Raw genomic sequence first — 16,938 nt, 5'->3', positions numbered from 1 at the left:
ACCGAACCCCGGCACCGAACCGACTTCACGAAGGGGCCCACTATGCCTGCCCGCATCGAGCTCGCCCGCGTCGATCTACGCGGACGAACTCCATCCACCGCCGAACTACGCGGCGCACTTCCTCGAGGCGGAGTGGATGTCGATTCGGTGCTGCATCAGGTTCGCCCCGTCGTCGATGCCGTCCGCGAACGCGGCACCGAGGCTGCGCTCGAGTTCAGTGAGAAGTTCGACGGCGTCCGGCCGGATCGCATTCGCGTCCCGCAGGAAGAACTGGTCAAGGCCCTCGCCGAGCTCGATTCCGATGTTCGCGCTGCTCTCGAGGTCGCGATCGAACGAACCCGTCTGGTGCACTCGGATCAGCGTCGAACCGACCACACCACCCAGGTGGTACCCGGCGGCACGGTGACCGAACGCTGGATCCCCGTCGATCGAGTCGGCCTGTACGTGCCCGGCGGCAACGCCGTGTATCCGTCGTCGGTCGTGATGAACGTGGTGCCCGCGCAGATCGCAGGCGTCGGCTCTCTGGTGGTGGCATCGCCGCCGCAGAAGAACTTCGGCGGCCTGCCGCACCCGACGATCCTGGCTGCGGCGCAGCTGCTCGGCGTCGACGAGGTCTGGGCCGTCGGCGGTGGACAGGGTGTTGCGCTGCTCACCTACGGCGGCGTCGACACCGACGGCGGCGAGTTGGCACCGGTCGATCTGATCACCGGTCCGGGCAACATCTACGTCACGGCCGCCAAGCGACTGTGTCGCTCGCTCATCGGAATCGACTCCGAGGCAGGACCAACCGAGATCGCGATTCTCGCCGACGCCACCGCGGACCCGATTCACGTGGCAGCGGACCTCATCAGCCAGGCCGAACACGACGTCATGGCGGCCAGCGTGTTGGTCACCGACAGTATCGAACTGGCCGATGCCGTGGACGAGGCCGTCAACGCACAGATGGCGACCACCCGGCATGCAGAACGCGTGGCCACCGCACTGAACGGAAGCCAGTCCGGCATCGTGCTGGTCGACGACGTCACGCAGGGATTGGCCGTGGTCAACGCCTACGCCGCCGAGCACCTCGAGATCCAGACGAAGGACGCGTCCGACGTCGCAGCCCGGGTGCGCAGCGCCGGTGCCGTGTTCGTCGGAGCGTGGTCTCCGGTGAGCCTCGGTGACTACTGCGCCGGCTCCAATCACGTCCTGCCGACGGCGGGATGCGCGCGCCACTCGTCCGGCCTGAGTGTGCAGACGTTCCTGCGCGGAATCCACGTGGTGGACTACAGCGAATCCGCGCTGAAAGATGTTGCAGCACACGTCATTGCGCTCGCGAACGCAGAGGACCTGCCGGCTCACGGAGAAGCGGTGCGGCTGCGGTTCGAAGGGTTGCGTACCGGTGATCCGTCATGACCGATGCTCTGGGACAGGCGGTCTCGCTGGACGACCTCCCACTGCGTGAGGCACTGATCGGCAAGTCACCGTACGGTGCGCCGCAGCTCATCGTGCCGGTTCAGTTGAACACCAACGAGAATCCGCACCCGCCGACGCAGGCTTTGATCGATGATGTGGCGGACTCCGTTCGGGTCGCCGCCGGGCAGCTGCACCGCTACCCGGATCGCGATGCCGACGAATTACGGGCCGACCTCGCCCGGTACCTCACCGAGCAGACCGGCTTCGCTGTCGACACCGCCAACGTGTGGGCGGCCAACGGCTCCAACGAGATTCTGCAGCAGTTGCTGCAGGCATTCGGGGGACCGGATCGCACCGCGCTGGGCTTCGTACCGTCGTACTCGATGCACCCGATCATCTCCTCCGGGACGCAGACCGAATGGATTCCGGCGAAGCGTCGGGCAGATTTCTCTCTCGACGTCGACTATGCAGTGCAGGCGATCGAAGAACGTCGACCCGACGTCGTGTTCGTCACCAGCCCCAACAATCCGACGGGCCACAGCATCGACGAGGCGGATCTGCGCCGAATCCTCGACGCGGCACCGGGAATTGTGGTGGTCGACGAGGCCTATGCCGAGTTCTCCTCTGCGCCGAGCGCGATCGGGTTGATCGAGAGCTATCCGAGCAAGATCGTGGTCAGCCGAACGATGAGCAAGGCGTTCGCGTTCGCCGGCGGTCGGCTGGGATATCTCGTTGCTGCTCCGGCCGTGGTCGACGCAATGTTGTTGGTGCGCTTGCCGTATCACCTGTCGGTCGTCACGCAGGCAGCTGCGCGAGCGGCGCTGCGGCATGCCTCGGACACCCTCGGGAGCGTGGCCGAACTCTCCGCCGAACGAGATCGGGTGGCAGCGGCTCTGGGCCATCAGGGGTACGACGTGGTGCCGTCCGATGCCAACTTCCTGCTCTTCGGCCGGTTCTCCGATGCGGCCGCGACCTGGCAGCAATACCTGGACGAAGGCGTGCTCATCCGGGACGTCGGTATTCCCGGATATCTTCGCGTCACCATCGGACTGGCGCACGAGAACGACCGATTCCTCACCGTCAGCGCAGCACTTGCATCGACCGAAACAGCAGAGGCACCGAAGTGACCACACCCGCTCCCCGCATCGCCAAGATCGAGCGCACCACCAAGGAATCCGACATCTCGGTCGAGCTGAACCTCGACGGCACCGGCATCGTCGACATCTCCACCGGCGTTCCGTTCTACGACCACATGCTCACCGCGCTCGGTACCCATGCTCGTTTCGACCTGACGGTGCGCGCGAAGGGCGACATCGAGATCGAGGCGCACCACACCGTCGAGGACACCGCGATCGTGCTCGGCCAGGCCCTCGGTCAGGCCCTCGGCGACAAGGCGGGCATCACTCGGTTCGGTGACTCGTTCATTCCGATGGACGAAACGCTCGTGCACGCGGCCGTCGACGTGTCCGGTCGTCCGTACTGCGTACACACCGGCGAGCCGGACTACATGGTGCACTCCGTCATCGGCGGCTATCCCGGCGTTCCGTACTCCACGGTGATCAACAAGCACGTGTTCGAGACGCTGGCCTCGAATGCCCGGATCGCACTGCACGTCCGGGTGATCTACGGCCGCGACCAGCATCACATCACCGAGGCCGAGTTCAAGGCAGTGGCTCGGGCGCTGCGTCAGGCAACGGAGTACGACCCCCGCGTCACCGGTGTGCTGTCCACCAAGGGAAGTCTGTGATCGGTCGATCGGCGCTCGTGCATTGAGCGGCCTGAGCTCCATCCGCGGTCTTCCGGCCGCGATGGCCATGGGTGCGGCGTCGTTCGGTGGCTGGGGACTGCTGCTTCCGGTGGTCCCCCTCGCGGTGTCCCAGTCGGGGGCATCGGATGCAGTGGCGGCTGCCAGCACCGCGATCTTCATGGCCACGACGGTGATCACTCAACTGTTCGTGCCGAGCATGCTGATGAAGGTCGGCCACCGCGCGGTTCTCGCGGCCGGATGCTTGCTCCTCGGGTTACCCGCGCTGCTGTTCATCGTCTCCGTCGAGGCCGCTCCGGCGCTGGCGGTGTCCGCCCTGCGGGGCACCGGGTTCGGAATGTTGACGGTCGCCGGTGCCGCCATCGTCGCCGAGCTCGCTCCGACGGCGTTGCTCGGCCGGGCAACGGGCGCGCAGGGCATCGCCGTCGCCTTGTCTCAGATGGTCACGCTGCCACTGGGTCTGGTGATTTTCGCGGCGAGTCCGACGGCCGTGTTCGTCCTCGGTGCTCTGGTGCCCGCAGCCGGCCTGATCGGAGTGGCGCTGTTGCCGCCGACCCGGCCCGCACCGCAGCCGCCGAGGATCGAGCGGGTTCGCCTCGATGTACGTCGATTCCTGGTGCCGTGTCTCGTCGTTGCCTCGGTGTCCGCGGCATACGGGGGAATCACCAGTCTGTTGCCGATCGCCGAATCGAACCGAGCCGCGATGATCGGACTCGCACTGGCCGTCGTCAGCGCCGCGATGCTCGTCGGACGATACGTCGCAGGGTCGGTGGCGGACCGAATCGGAATCGGACGCTCCGTGTTTCCGGCTCTGGTGTCGGCGGCGATCGGCATCGCTCTCTTCGCAATCGCCGCGCTCGGCAACATGCCAGCGGCGCTGTTCTTCGTCGCAGCCGTCCTGTTCGGAATCGGGTACGGCGCATGCCAGAACGACAGTCTCGTGATGGCGTTCGACGCAGCCGGCCCCGCCCGGTACAGCAGCGCGAGCGCCGTCTGGAACATCAGCTTCGACGCGGGTACCGGGGCCGGAGCCCTCGCCCTCGGCGTCCTGGCGACAAGTGTGGGGTACACCGCCGGATTCGCCGCCGCGGCTGCCACGGTGGTCGTCGTCGCGGCGGTGGCGCTCATCGCGAGACCACGCCCCGATAGACTTCCCACATGACTTCTGTGGTGTTGCTCGATTACGGCTCGGGCAATCTGCACTCGGCGAAGAGAGCTCTCGCCCGGGTCGGTGCCGATGTGACCGTGACCTCTGACTTCGACGAGGCTCTGAACGCAGAAGCGTTGGTCGTTCCCGGTGTCGGTGCGTTCGCCGCCTGCATGGAAGGTCTGTTGGCGGTGAAGGGCGACCGCATCATCGGCCGTCGCCTGGCCGGCGGACGTCCCGTGCTCGGCATCTGCGTCGGAATGCAGATCCTGTTCGACCGCGGCGTCGAGTTCGGTGTCGAGGCGAACGGTTGCGGGGAGTGGCCGGGAACGGTGGAGCGTTTGCAGGCCGAGGTGCTGCCCCACATGGGGTGGAACACCGTCGAGGCACCGGAGAAGAGCGTGCTGTTCGACGGCATCGATCCCGAGACCCGGTTCTACTTCGTCCATTCCTACGCCGCGCAGCAGTGGGAGCTCGAACTCAGCGACACCATCGCTGCCCCGTTGCTCACCTGGGCCGATCACGGCGGCCGGTTTCTCGCTGCAGTGGAGAACGGTGCGCTCTCGGCCACTCAGTTCCACCCGGAGAAGTCCGGTGACGCCGGGGCCGCGCTGCTGGAGAACTGGGTCCGATCGGTGTGAGCGAGCGCGAGTTCTCACTCGGGCGCTTGGCCTTTCGAGCACTCGGTGCAGCCGTGATCGTGCTCGCCCTCGCGACGGCACTGATCGCGGTGCTGCAGCCGAGCGCCGGGGTGGGTCTGGTCATCGCGTTGGCCGGTGTGGTCGGCGCGATCGCGGCCATGGGCGTGGTGTCCACCCGCATGACGCGCAAGGAACTCCGGTAGCACCACAGTCGACCCGTTTTGAGTTCACACACGCTCGGCCCGTAGCATAACCGCACGTGAGCCTGGTCTTATTGCCTGCTGTCGATGTCGCAGGCGGCGAAGCTGTCCGTCTCGTTCAAGGAGAAGCAGGAAGCGAAACGAAGTACGGGTCGCCTCGCGACGCCGCACTCGCGTGGCAGAACGACGGTGCCGAGTGGGTCCACCTCGTCGATCTCGACGCTGCGTTCGGCCGCGGATCCAACCGCGAGCTGCTGGCGTCGGTCGTCGGCGAGCTCGACGTCAAGGTGGAGCTGTCCGGCGGAATTCGTGACGACGAGTCGCTGCGCGCGGCGCTGGCGACCGGTTGCGCGCGAGTCAATCTCGGCACCGCAGCCCTCGAAGATCCGCAGTGGTGCTCCCGCGCGATCGGCGAGTTCGGTGATCGTGTCGCCGTCGGTCTGGACGTGCTCATCGTCGACGGAGCGCCGCGGTTGCGCGGTCGCGGTTGGGTGAGCGACGGCGGCGACCTCTGGGAGGTTCTCGAGCGGCTCGAGCGCGACGGGTGCTCGCGCTACGTCGTCACCGACGTCACCAAGGACGGCACGTTGACCGGACCCAACCTGGAACTGCTCGCCGATGTGTGTGCCAAGACCGACAAGCCGGTCATCGCGTCGGGTGGCGTGTCCACGATTGCAGACCTGGAGGCGATCGCCGGACTCGTCGACCGCGGGGTGGAGGGATCCATCGTCGGAAAGGCGCTGTACGCCGGACGTTTCACGCTCCCGGACGCCCTCGCCGCGGTGTCTCGGTAACGCAGGAATGACCGTTCCCGAGGACCCGACTCGTCTGCTCGAGATCGCCGGCGGTCTGCTCGACGGCATCCACGATCGGTTCGTCGCCGGCGTCGGCGCACCGAGCGCGGTGCAGAAGGGCCCCGACGACTTCGCCACGGCGGTGGACCTGGAACTCGAGCGGCGGCTCGGTGCGGAATTGTACGAGGCCACCGGAATCGCCGTTCACGGTGAGGAGTTCGGGGGACCGGACCTGAACTCGGGACTCGTCTGGGTGCTGGACCCGATCGACGGGACCTTCAACTACTCGTCGGGATTGCCCTCGGCCGGAACGTTGTTGGCGTTGCTCGACGACGGCGAGCCGGTGCTCGGGCTCACCTGGCTGCCGTTGGTGGATCAGCGTTTCGGCGCTGTGGCAGGCGGGCCCCTGCTGCTCAACGGTGTCGCCCTCCCGGCGCTGAAGCCGAAAGCGTTGCGCGAGTCCATGATCGGGTTCGGTGCGTTCAACGTCGCCAGCCGCGGTTCGCTGCCGGGCCGGTTCCGATTCCGCATTCTCGAAGAGTTGTCGATGCATTCCTCGCGACTGCGGATGCACGGTGCCACCGGAGTCGATCTGGCGTACACGGCCAGCGGAGTACTCGGCGGCGCAGTCGTCTTCGGTCACCGTGCCTGGGACAACGCGGCCGGTGCGCTGCTGGTACGCGCAGCAGGCGGAATCGTGACCGACCTCGCGGGTGAACCCTGGACCGTCGACTCTGCATCGGTCCTGGCAGCCGGGCCAGGAGTGCACGAAGAATTGCTGAAGGTGATCACCGAACTCGGTGATCCCGTCGACTATCTGGAAGGACCGGTGCGATGAGCGTCGCGGTCAGAGTGATTCCGTGCCTCGACGTCGACGCCGGACGGGTCGTCAAGGGAGTCAACTTCGAAAACCTCCGTGACGCAGGCGATCCCGTGGAGCTCGCGGCCGCCTACGACGCGCAGGGTGCCGACGAACTGACCTTCCTCGACGTCACCGCGTCGACCTCGGACAGGGGCACGATGCTCGACGTCGTCAGCCGCACCGCCGAGCAGGTCTTCATCCCGCTCACCGTCGGCGGGGGAGTGCGCACCGTCGCCGATGTGGATCGGCTGTTGCGAGCCGGTGCGGACAAGGTCAGCGTCAACACCGCTGCGATCGCCCGACCGGAGTTGTTGCGCGAGCTCAGCGAACGGTTCGGCTCACAGTGCATCGTGCTCTCGGTCGATGCCCGAACCGTCCCTCAGGGGCAGCAGGACACCCCGTCGGGCTGGGAAGTAACCACGCACGGCGGCAAACGCGGCACCGGCATCGACGCCGTCGAATGGGCAGTACGCGGTGCCGAACTGGGCGTCGGGGAGATCCTGCTCAATTCGATGGACGCCGACGGAACGAAGGCTGGATTCGATCTGCCGATGATCGCCGCCGTTCGGTCTGCGGTGCACGTGCCGGTGATCGCCAGCGGTGGAGCCGGTAGCGTCGAGCACTTCTCGCCGGCAGTGCACGCCGGAGCGGACGCCGTTCTTGCCGCGAGTGTCTTCCACTTCGGCGATCTCACCATCGGCCAGGTCAAAGATGCGATGCGCGCCGAGCACATCGTCGTTCGATAGCGAAGAGGATTTTCGATGACACTCGACCCGACGCTGTCCGCGCGGCTCAAGCGCAACGAGGCCGGGCTGTTCAGCGCTGTCGTGCAGGAAAGATCCACCGGTCAGGTACTCATGGTTGCCTGGATGGACGACGAGGCACTCGCTCGAACCCTCGACACCCGTAAGGGCACTTACTACTCGCGGTCCAGGCAGCAGTACTGGGTCAAGGGTGAGACGTCGGGTCACACGCAGTACGTGCACGAGGTTCGACTCGACTGCGACGGTGACACCGTGCTGCTGGTCGTCGATCAGGTCGGCGCGGCATGCCACACCGGCACACATACCTGCTTCGACGCCGACGTCCTGTTGGGCCCCGATACTCAGGCGTGACCGGTTCCCGCTGCTATTCCCTTGTCCAACTGAGCCAGCAGAGTCGAACTCAGGGTCCCGAGCTGCTCGACCTCCGCGTCGGACAGACCCTCGAACACCAGCGACTGCACCGTGCCGACGTGCCCGGGTGCCGATTCCACGACCTTGGCCATACCTGCGTCGGTCAGCACTGCGTAGGATCCCCGGCTGCCCGGGATGCTCTCGCGCTCGACCCACCCGGCCTTCTCGAGCTTCGTCACCACGTGTGACAGGCGCGAGAGCGACGCATTCGCGTACTCGGCCAGATCGCGGAGTTGGATCCGCCGCTGGGGATTCTCGCTGACCGTCGCGAGGACGAAGTAGTCGAAGTGGGTCAGCTGCGAATCGCGCTGCAGCTGAGCGTCCAACGCTGCCGGCAACCGAGTGACCAGCGCGACGAGTGATCGCCAGGCCTCCTGTTGACTCTCGGTGAGCCAACGGGGATCCACCGTGTGTTGCGGTGTCGCCGACGTGTTCATCGCGGGGAACCTCTCGATCGAGTTGGTTGTCGCCTGCACATGATGCCTCGAGGTTCCCCCCCACCCGAGGCATCGCGTCGGACAGTGCTCTAGCTGCGATGTGCCCGCAGGTACTCCAGAGCCTTGTCCGCATGGGCTTCGAACCGTACTTCGCTCGAGAAGGTCTCGAGTACCTTCCGGTCGGTGCCGATCACGAACGTCGCGCGTTTGACCGGGGAGAGCTTTGCCAGCAGACCGCGCTTGACGCCGAATGCGGTGGCGACACTGCCGTCCTCGTCGGAGAGCAGCGGGTAGTCGAAGGACTTGGCGGCGGCGAACTCTGCCTGCTTGGCGACAGCATCGGCGCTGATGCCGACGCGGGTTGCTCCGACCTCGGCGAACTCCGATGCCAAGTCCCGGAAGTGGCACGCCTCGGCGGTGCAACCGGGAGTGAAGGCCGCGGGGTAGAAGAACAGCACGACCGGACCGTTCGCCAGCAATTCGGTCAGTGTTCGGGTCTTTCCGGTCTGGTCCGGAAGGGAAAAATCGGGAACGAGCTCGCCTGGTTTCATGCTCGGCAGGTTACCGCGAGCGCCGACCCTGCACCCGAACCTGGGAGGATGGTGGCATGCACGGCGAGACGACCACCGACCCCAGCCCCACTCCCGATACCGAGAACTCGGACTCGACCACCTCACGTGAGGTGTTCCGGCATCTCGCCGCAGAGCACCGCGTGGTGCCCGTGACGCGAAAGGTGCTCGCCGACTCCGAGACTCCACTGTCTGCATACCGCAAGCTCGGTGCCGATCGACCCGGAACCTTCTTGCTGGAATCCGCGCAGAACGGCAGCTCGTGGTCCAGGTGGTCGTTCATCGGTGCAGGCGCTCCGGCGTCGCTCACGGTCATCGACGGTGAGGCCGCGTGGCGCGGCAACGTCCCCGCGGGCGTGCCGAGCGGCGGTGATCCTCTCGAAGTGCTGGCGCGGACATTGGAGCTGTTGCACTCGGAGCGGCTGCCCGGTCTACCCCCGTTGACCGGCGGCATGGTGGGTTACCTCGGATACGACTCGGTGCGGCGCATCGAAAAACTGCCCGAGCACGCGCAGGACGACCTCGGTGTCCCGGAGATGGTCATGCTGCTCGCCACCGATCTCGCGGCCGTCGACCACCACGAGGGAGCGATCACCCTGATCGCGAACGCGGTGAACTGGAACGGCACCGACGAGCACGTCGACGAGGCGTACGACGACGCCGTGCGTCGCCTCGATCGCATGTGTGCGGACCTGTCGAAGCCCGCGGCCTCCACCGTCTCCACCGTCTCCAGGCCCGCGCCGCAGTTCCGGCGTCAGCGCACGTCCGAGGGCTTCGGTGCCGACGTCGCTCGCCTGGTCGAGGAGATCGAAGCAGGAGAGGCGTTCCAAGTTGTGCTCTCCCAGCGTTTCGAGATGGACACCGATGCATCACCCCTCGACGTCTACCGAATGCTACGAGCCTCCAATCCCAGCCCGTACATGTATCTGATGCACGTACCGGGCGAGAACGACGAGACGGCCTTCTCCATCGTCGGATCGAGCCCCGAGGCATTGGTGACGGTGGTCGACGGTCTGGCCACCACGCATCCGATCGCGGGTACACGGTGGCGCGGCACGTCCGAGGAAGAGGACGTGCTGCTCGAGAAGGACCTGCTCGCCGACGAGAAGGAGAACGCCGAGCACCTGATGCTCGTCGATCTGGGCCGCAACGATCTCGGACGTGTCTGCGCTCCCGGCACCGTTCGCGTGAGCGACTACCGCCACATCGAGCGATACAGCCACGTCATGCATCTGGTGTCGACGGTCACCGGACGGTTGTCCGAGGGCAAGCGCGCCCTCGACGCGGTCAAGGCCTGCTTCCCGGCAGGCACCCTCTCCGGGGCCCCGAAAGTGCGCGCGATGGAACTGATCGACGAGCTGGAACCGACGCGACGCGGTATCTACGGCGGCATCGTGGGTTACCTCGATTTCGCGGGGGACGCCGACACGGCCATTTCGATTCGGACCGCTCTGATCAAGGACGGCACCGCCTACGTTCAGGCCGGGGCAGGCGTCGTGGCCGACTCGGTTGCGGAGTACGAGGACGACGAGGCACGGAACAAGGCGATGGCGGTGCTGGGAGCCGTCGCGGCAGCGGAATCGCTCCGTGAGGTCGGCGGCCGATGACCGAGCGATCCGGTCGCCGCGGGTCGTCCGCTCTTCCCGTCGCGCTTCTGGTCGTTGCAGCGGCGTGCCTGTGGGGCGCGTCGAGAATGACCTGGGTTCGGGTGACGTCGTTCGACGGCCTCGGTGAGAGCCGGACCGACGAGCTGCTCGGCAGCACCTGGGCTGCTGCCACGACGCCGCTCGCGCTGGTGCTGGTGGCAGCGATCGCCGCGTCGTTCGCCGTGCGAGGGTGGGCCTCTCGGGTGCTGGCCCTGTTGATCGCCGTCGTAGCCGTGGCGGCCGCGATTCCGGCAGTTCGACTGCTCACTGCCGGGGCTTCGGATTCCGAATCCGCGGCGCTGGCTGAGCTTCCTGCACGCGCCCAGGTCTCGATGACGGACGTCTCGATTCTGCCGGCGATCGTCACCCTCGTCGGTGCAGTCTGCGCCTTCGCTGCTGCTGTGGTGTCGATTCGGAAAACGTTTGCCCCGCAGGTACTCTCGTCCAAGTACGACGCCCCGGCGGTGCGTCGCGACGAGGTCGCTCGGCGCGCGCGCACCACGGCATCCGGTGCCGGCGCGGCGGACGAGGGAGAGGACCTCACCGAACGCATGATGTGGGACGCGCTCGACGCAGGCGAAGACCCTACCGACGAGTCCGGTACCCGGCGTTCGTCGGATTGAAACGGACCTCTACGCTAGGTCCGACCCCGATGAGATTCCTCACATCGGACGTCGACGCTCAGAAAGGACTGGGGGCACCATGACTGTTCTCGACTCGATTCTCGACGGTGTGCGAGCCGACGTGGCCGCGCGTGAATCGGTGGTCGATTTCGCCGCCGTGAAAGCAGCAGCGAAAGCAGCCCCGGCCCCCCTCGACGCGGCAGCTGCCCTCCGTGAGGACGGCATCGGCGTCATCGCCGAAGTGAAGCGGGCGAGCCCGTCCAAGGGCGCGTTGGCAGACATCGGTGATCCGGCTGTTCTCGCTCGCGCATACGAGCAGGGCGGCGCTCGCATCATCAGCGTTCTCACCGAGGAGCGTCGGTTCCACGGTTCACTCGCGGACCTCGACGCGGTCCGTGCCGCCGTCTCGATTCCCGTGCTGCGCAAGGATTTCATCGTCGGTCCGTATCAGATCCACGAGGCTCGGGCCCACGGTGCCGATGTCATCCTGCTGATCGTCGCGGCACTGGAACAGGATGCGTTGACCTCGTTGCTCGACCGCACCGAGTCGCTGGGTATGACTGCGCTCGTCGAGGTGCACACCGAGGCCGAAGCGGATCGCGCCCTCGAAGCCGGTGCCAGCGTCATCGGTATCAACGCCCGCAATCTGAAGACGCTCGAGATCGACCGTGACAGCTTCGGCCGTATCGCGCCCGGGTTGCCCAGCGAGATCATCCGTATCGCGGAGTCCGGGGTGCGGGGCACTGCAGATCTGCTCGCCTACGCCGGTGCCGGTGCCGACGCGGTACTCGTCGGCGAGGGCTTGGTCACGGCAGGGGATCCACGCACGGCCGTCTCGGACCTGGTGACGGCCGGAACGCATCCGTCGTGCCCCAAGCCCGCACGCTGACCCGAGCGCGGCTGCGGTCCGCCGTTGGGGCACACTGGACAGGTGAGCACCAGCAATTCTTCTTTCACCACGGACGCCCCGCAGGCAGTCCGTTTCAAGGGCGCTGATCTGCCGCAGAGCAGCATCGGCCTCACCGATCGCAGCGCGCACGAGCCCGATGTGGGTGGCCACTTCGGCGTCTACGGCGGCAGATTCGTGCCCGAGGCTCTGATGGGTGTGATCGAGGAAGTCACCGCCGAGTACGAGAAGGTGCGCAGCGACAACGAGTTCCTCGCTGAACTCGACCGACTGCAGCGCGATTACACCGGTCGCCCGTCACCGGTCTTCGAGGCGACACGGCTGTCCGAGCACGCCGGCGGCGCTCGTATTCTTCTCAAGCGAGAAGACCTCAACCACACCGGTTCTCACAAGATCAACAACGTTCTCGGCCAGGTTTTGCTCGCCAAGCGGATGGGCAAGACTCGTGTCATCGCGGAGACAGGTGCCGGTCAACACGGCGTCGCGACCGCCACGGCCTGTGCGCTGATGGGTCTCGACTGCGTCGTCTACATGGGCGAGGTCGACACCGAGCGCCAGGCCCTCAACGTCGCCCGAATGCGTTTGCTCGGGTCGGAAGTCGTCGCAGTGAAGTCCGGTTCACGCACTCTCAAGGACGCGATCAACGAGGCGCTGCGCGACTGGGTCACCCACGCGGACAACACGTACTACTGCTTCGGCACTGTCGCCGGGCCGCACCCGTTCCCGGTCATGGTGCGCGACTTCCAGCGCATCATCGGCCTCGAAGCGCGGCAGCAGGTGCTCGCGTCCACGGGCAGGCTGCCCGACGCCATCGCTGCCTGCGTCGGCGGTGGCTCCAACGCGATCGGCATCTTCCACGCCTTCATCGACGACGCCGACGTTCGACTGATCGGTTTCGAGGCGGCAGGTGACGGCGTCGAGACGGGTCGCCACGCCGCGACCATCAGCGGTGGAACCCCGGGAGCGCTGCACGGTGCCTACTCGTATCTGCTGCAGGACGAGGACGGTCAGACCGTCGACTCCCACTCCATCTCGGCGGGGTTGGACTACCCGGGCGTCGGTCCGGAGCATTCGTACCTGCACGACATCGGGCGCGCCGAGTACCGCGGCATCACCGATACCGAAGCCATGAACGCCTTCAAGCTGCTGTGCCGGACCGAAGGCATCATTCCGGCCATCGAGTCCTCGCACGCCATCGCCGGTGCATTGACACTCGGCAAGGAGTTGGGTGAAGGCGCGATCATCCTGGTCAACCTCTCCGGGCGTGGCGACAAGGATGTCGACACCGCGGCCGAGTGGTTCGGTTTGATCGACGGAGGCGGCGAAGCGAACGTGGACGACGAAGTGGGGATCAAGCCATGAGCAACAACGACTCTCGCCTCTCGGGGACCTTCGCGCAGTGCCGTGCCGAAGGGCGCGCAGCGCTCGTCGGATACCTCCCGGCAGGTTTTCCGACCGTGCCGCGCTCGGTCGAGGTGTTCAAGACCATGGTCGACGCCGGATGCGACATCGTCGAGGTCGGCATTCCGTATTCCGATCCGGTGATGGACGGCCCCACGATTCAGGCCGCAGCCGACGTTGCGCTGCGAGCCGGTGCTCGGGTCAAGGACGTGTTCGCAGTCACCGAGCAGGTCTCTGCCGCGGGCGGAAAAGCGGTCGTCATGACCTACTGGAACCTGGTGCTCAAGTACGGCATCGAGAACTTCGCGCGGGATCTCGCAGGCGCTGGTGGGCTCGGAATCATCACTCCGGATCTCATTCCCGACGAGGCACAGGAATGGATCGAGGTCTCGAACCGCTACGAACTCGACCGAATCTTCCTCGTCGCTCCGTCGTCGACCGAGGAGCGGCTCGTCAGCACCGTCGAAGCAAGTAGCGGCTTCGTCTACGCGGCCTCGACTATGGGCGTCACCGGAGCCCGCGACGCGGTGTCCTCGATGGCCCCCGCGCTCTCGGCGCGCATTCGTGAGCACTCCGACATCCCGATCGGTGTCGGCCTCGGTGTCCGTTCCGGTGCGCAGGCTGCCGAGATCGCCCGGTATGCCGACGCCGTGATCGTCGGTTCGGCATTGGTCAGTGCCGTGGACAAGGGACTCGACGCCGTGCGCGACCTGACGACGGAACTCGCCGAGGGTGTCCGTTCCGCTAACGTAGCGTCGTGACTTCGACCGCGATCCTGGCCTACATTCCCAGTCCGCCGCAGGGGGTGTGGCACGTCGGACCGTTGGCTCTGCGGGCCTACGCCCTGTTCATCATCATCGGCATCGTCGTTTCTGTGGTGTGGGGTGATCGACGCTGGGTGGCCCGAGGCGGAACCAAGGGCACAGTCCTCGACGTCGCAGTCTGGGCCGTCCCGTTCGGGCTGCTGGGCGGGCGTCTGTACCACGTCGCAACCGACTGGAAGACCTACTTCGGTCCCGGCGGAAACCCGATCGAAGCGTTGTACGTCTGGAACGGCGGATTGGGAATCTGGGGAGCGGTGTTCCTCGGCGGCGTCGGTGCCTGGATCGCCTGCCGTCGACGCGGAATTCCGTTGCCGGCATTCGGTGACGCCGTCGGCCCACCGATTCTGCTCGCCCAGGCGATCGGCCGCATCGGCAACTACTTCAACCAGGAACTGTACGGCCGTGCCACCACTCAGCCGTGGGGTCTGGAGATCTACGAGCGGGTCGACGCCAACGGACGGCTCGATCCACTCAACGGAGTCTCGACCGGTTTCGTGGAAAAAGTGGTGCATCCGACGTTCCTGTACGAGCTGTTGTGGAGCGTCGCGGTCGTCGTCCTTCTGGTTCTCGTGGACCGCAAGTACACGATCAGCCACGGTCGACTGTTCGCGCTGTACGTTGCCGGATACTGCGCGGGGCGGTTCTGGGTGGAACTCATGCGCGACGACTTCGCCACGACGATCGCCGGTATCCGCATCAACACTTTCACCTCCGCCATCATCTTCGTTCTGGCGGTCGCGTACTTCGTGATCGCCACCAAGGGCCGAGAAGAACCGGCAACGCTGAGGTCGAACGACGACGAGGATCGCGAGGTCTCCGAGGTCACCTCGTCGGATGCGACAGACTCGCGCCCGACGCCGGTCGACGACACCACGGACGCGGGCACCGCCGACGTGCAGCCCGCTGGGACGTCCGACAAGAAAGCCGAGGAAGAAGGCAGTACGCGTGGTTGATTTCGACAAGACCCCTGGACCCGAGCCCGAGCCGGGTTCCGGCACTGCCGATTCCAGCGACAACGCGACCGAGCGGACCGCATCGTTCGGCACGCCGTTCGACTACGACGCCACTGCCGAAGCGTCGCTCTCGGAGCCTCCTGGAACCTCGGAGTCCGCGCCCTCGCACGGTCCGACCGGCCCCACGGGTCCGGGGTGGGACACGTACTCGGGTATCGGAAACGGGCCGGGTTGGTCCAGCACGCCGAGCTACCCGGCACCGAGTCCGGACGGCAGTACCGACAATCCGCTTGGTGGATTCCCGCCACCCCCCGGCTACCAGCAGCAGGGTTACGGCCAGCAGAGTTATCCGCAACAGGGGTATCCGCAGCAGGGCTATCCGCAACAGGGGTACGGCCAGCCACAGAATTTCGGCCAGCCACAGAATTTCGGTCAGCAGGGGTATCAACAGCAGGGTTACCCACAGCCGGGTTATCAACAGCAGGGCTACCCACAGCAGGGGTACGGCCAGCAGGGTTTCCCGCAACAGAGCTACGGCCAGCAGGGCTATGGCGTACCCCCTGGCTACCAGGGCGGACCCGGGTTCGGTGTAGGCCCCGATGCGCCGTACGGGCGTGATCCGATGACCGGCGAGCCGCTGTCGGACAAGTCCAAGATCGTCGGCGGCCTGTTGCAGATATTTCTCGGCTGGTTGGGTGTCGGTCGCTTCTATCTCGGCAGTATCGGGATCGGTGTCGCCCAGCTGCTCCTGTTCTTCTTCGGGGTGCTGCTCACGGCAGTGTTCGGCCTCGGACTGATCGTGTTGTTCGGGCTGTTCGTCTGGCACCTCGTCGACGGCGTGCTGATACTGGTGGGCAATGTGACGGACCCTCAGGGGCGAAAACTGAGAGACTGAACCCCTTGTTCGCACCGCATCCGCACAAGGGAGCCCGACGTGAGTGACTCAGGTAAATGGCCGTCCAACGGTTCGCCGGAAGACGGATCCGGTTCGACGGAGCCGACGATCTCGTTCGAGAAGAACACCCCTACAGGGCCGGGTCCCGTCTACGGCGCACCCGATCCCAAGTACAGCACTCCGACCTACGGCACTCCCGGCGTCGACGAGCAGGGGCAGTTCGGGCCTCCACCCGGCACCGGTTACCCACCGCCATCCGAGGGGTCCGGCCAGTACGGCGCTCCCCAGTACGGCGGCCAACAGTACGGCGCTCCCCAATACGGTGGTCCCCAGTACGCGGGCGGGCCCGGATACATGGACCCGATGGCTCCGTACGGTCGGCACCCGGTCACCGGTGAGCCGTTCTCGGACAAGCAGAAGCTGACGGCAGGTCTGCTCGGCATCCTGTTGGGCGCGTTCGGAGCAGGTCGCTTCTATCTCAACCAGCCGGGCATCGCGGTGGCGCAGATAGCCGTCACGTGGCTCACCTGCGGTATCGGCGGAATCTGGCCGTTGATCGACGGCATATTGATGCTCACCGGCAGCGTGCGTGATCAGCACGGTCGACCGTTGCGCGACTGACGATCGCATTCGTCACAGCCGACATTCGTGATTGCATCGATGCGAATGCCAGCTGCTACGATTTCGCCATCCGGGAGAGATCC

Annotated in this window: 20 protein-coding genes; 18 read left to right on the top strand and 2 right to left on the bottom strand. The window is 66.1% G+C overall.

Annotation, left to right across the window (positions count from 1 at the left end; genetic code table 11):
* The first annotated feature begins 42 nt into the window (after positions 1–42).
* The 10 genes from hisD (at position 43) to hisI (ending at position 7,919) form a co-directional block, all read left to right on the top strand.
* Entirely contained in the window at positions 43–1,395 is a 1,353-nt protein-coding gene (gene hisD, locus R3P93_RS07250) for a histidinol dehydrogenase (protein WP_094640095.1), read from the top strand.
* Positions 1,392–2,522, top strand: a complete 1,131-nt coding sequence (locus R3P93_RS07245; protein WP_317532702.1) for a histidinol-phosphate transaminase — start codon at positions 1,392–1,394, stop codon at positions 2,520–2,522. Before hisD ends, R3P93_RS07245 begins: the two co-directional genes overlap by 4 nt.
* Positions 2,519–3,142 (top strand): imidazoleglycerol-phosphate dehydratase HisB, encoded by a 624-nt coding sequence (gene hisB / locus R3P93_RS07240; protein WP_032394340.1) that lies wholly within the window; start codon positions 2,519–2,521, stop codon positions 3,140–3,142. The genes R3P93_RS07245 and hisB overlap by 4 nt, the downstream gene beginning before the upstream one ends.
* Positions 3,143–3,203: 61 nt before the next feature.
* Positions 3,204–4,322: an MFS transporter gene (locus R3P93_RS07235; RefSeq protein ID WP_094669899.1), complete on the top strand. Its 1,119-nt coding sequence runs from the start codon at positions 3,204–3,206 to the stop codon at positions 4,320–4,322.
* A complete protein-coding gene (gene hisH / locus R3P93_RS07230; RefSeq protein WP_094688504.1) occupies positions 4,319–4,948 on the top strand; it encodes an imidazole glycerol phosphate synthase subunit HisH in 630 nt (209 codons plus the stop codon). Before R3P93_RS07235 ends, hisH begins: the two co-directional genes overlap by 4 nt.
* A complete protein-coding gene (locus R3P93_RS07225; RefSeq protein WP_094669887.1) occupies positions 4,945–5,151 on the top strand; it encodes a hypothetical protein in 207 nt (68 codons plus the stop codon). Before hisH ends, R3P93_RS07225 begins: the two co-directional genes overlap by 4 nt.
* 56 nt (positions 5,152–5,207) lie before the next feature.
* A complete protein-coding gene (priA, locus tag R3P93_RS07220) occupies positions 5,208–5,942 on the top strand; it encodes a bifunctional 1-(5-phosphoribosyl)-5-((5-phosphoribosylamino)methylideneamino)imidazole-4-carboxamide isomerase/phosphoribosylanthranilate isomerase PriA (protein WP_008715867.1) in 735 nt (244 codons plus the stop codon).
* Between the two features lie 7 nt (positions 5,943–5,949).
* Positions 5,950–6,780, top strand: a complete 831-nt coding sequence (locus tag R3P93_RS07215; protein ID WP_094640092.1) for an inositol monophosphatase family protein — start codon at positions 5,950–5,952, stop codon at positions 6,778–6,780.
* On the top strand, positions 6,777–7,550 hold the full coding sequence (gene hisF / locus R3P93_RS07210; RefSeq protein WP_068052619.1) for an imidazole glycerol phosphate synthase subunit HisF: 774 nt from the start codon (positions 6,777–6,779) through the stop codon (positions 7,548–7,550). The genes R3P93_RS07215 and hisF overlap by 4 nt, the downstream gene beginning before the upstream one ends.
* 15 nt (positions 7,551–7,565) lie before the next feature.
* Complete coding sequence (hisI, locus tag R3P93_RS07205; protein ID WP_068052616.1) at positions 7,566–7,919, top strand: phosphoribosyl-AMP cyclohydrolase; 354 nt, start codon at positions 7,566–7,568, stop codon at positions 7,917–7,919.
* Here hisI and R3P93_RS07200 read toward each other — a convergent pair.
* Positions 7,910–8,416: a MarR family winged helix-turn-helix transcriptional regulator gene (locus tag R3P93_RS07200; protein ID WP_068052632.1), complete on the bottom strand. Its 507-nt coding sequence runs from the start codon at positions 8,414–8,416 to the stop codon at positions 7,910–7,912. The two genes, hisI and R3P93_RS07200, sit on opposite strands and share 10 nt — an antisense overlap.
* An 89-nt stretch (positions 8,417–8,505) precedes the next feature.
* Complete coding sequence (locus R3P93_RS07195) at positions 8,506–8,967, bottom strand: peroxiredoxin (protein ID WP_094670067.1); 462 nt, start codon at positions 8,965–8,967, stop codon at positions 8,506–8,508.
* Between the two features lie 56 nt (positions 8,968–9,023).
* Here R3P93_RS07195 and R3P93_RS07190 point away from each other — a divergent pair, with 56 nt between their 5' ends.
* The 8 genes from R3P93_RS07190 to R3P93_RS24610 all read left to right on the top strand — a co-directional run bounded on the left by R3P93_RS07190 (position 9,024) and on the right by R3P93_RS24610 (position 16,855).
* Positions 9,024–10,592, top strand: coding sequence for an anthranilate synthase component I (locus R3P93_RS07190; protein ID WP_149406093.1), 1,569 nt, complete (start codon positions 9,024–9,026; stop codon positions 10,590–10,592).
* Complete coding sequence (locus R3P93_RS07185) at positions 10,589–11,254, top strand: TIGR02234 family membrane protein (RefSeq protein ID WP_149406092.1); 666 nt, start codon at positions 10,589–10,591, stop codon at positions 11,252–11,254. The genes R3P93_RS07190 and R3P93_RS07185 overlap by 4 nt, the downstream gene beginning before the upstream one ends.
* Positions 11,255–11,333: 79 nt before the next feature.
* Positions 11,334–12,143, top strand: a complete 810-nt coding sequence (trpC, locus tag R3P93_RS07180) for an indole-3-glycerol phosphate synthase TrpC (protein WP_037192691.1) — start codon at positions 11,334–11,336, stop codon at positions 12,141–12,143.
* A gap of 108 nt (positions 12,144–12,251) precedes the next feature.
* Positions 12,252–13,523 (top strand): tryptophan synthase subunit beta, encoded by a 1,272-nt coding sequence (gene trpB / locus R3P93_RS07175; protein WP_068052608.1) that lies wholly within the window; start codon positions 12,252–12,254, stop codon positions 13,521–13,523.
* Complete coding sequence (gene trpA / locus R3P93_RS07170) at positions 13,520–14,323, top strand: tryptophan synthase subunit alpha (RefSeq protein WP_068052599.1); 804 nt, start codon at positions 13,520–13,522, stop codon at positions 14,321–14,323. Before trpB ends, trpA begins: the two co-directional genes overlap by 4 nt.
* Positions 14,320–15,339 (top strand): prolipoprotein diacylglyceryl transferase, encoded by a 1,020-nt coding sequence (gene lgt, locus R3P93_RS07165; protein ID WP_317532701.1) that lies wholly within the window; start codon positions 14,320–14,322, stop codon positions 15,337–15,339. The genes trpA and lgt overlap by 4 nt, the downstream gene beginning before the upstream one ends.
* Positions 15,332–16,234, top strand: a complete 903-nt coding sequence (locus R3P93_RS07160) for a TM2 domain-containing protein (protein ID WP_068052593.1) — start codon at positions 15,332–15,334, stop codon at positions 16,232–16,234. Before lgt ends, R3P93_RS07160 begins: the two co-directional genes overlap by 8 nt.
* A 39-nt stretch (positions 16,235–16,273) precedes the next feature.
* The gene (locus R3P93_RS24610) at positions 16,274–16,855 is read left to right on the top strand and encodes a TM2 domain-containing protein (protein WP_394855261.1); all 582 of its coding nucleotides are present in this window, start codon (positions 16,274–16,276) and stop codon (positions 16,853–16,855) included.
* The last annotated feature ends 83 nt before the right edge of the window (positions 16,856–16,938 follow it).

The sequence above is a fragment of the Rhodococcus cerastii genome, assembly GCF_033042195.1.
Lineage (GTDB): Bacteria > Actinomycetota > Actinomycetes > Mycobacteriales > Mycobacteriaceae > Rhodococcoides.
This window is presented reverse-complemented; position numbering and strand designations above follow the sequence as displayed.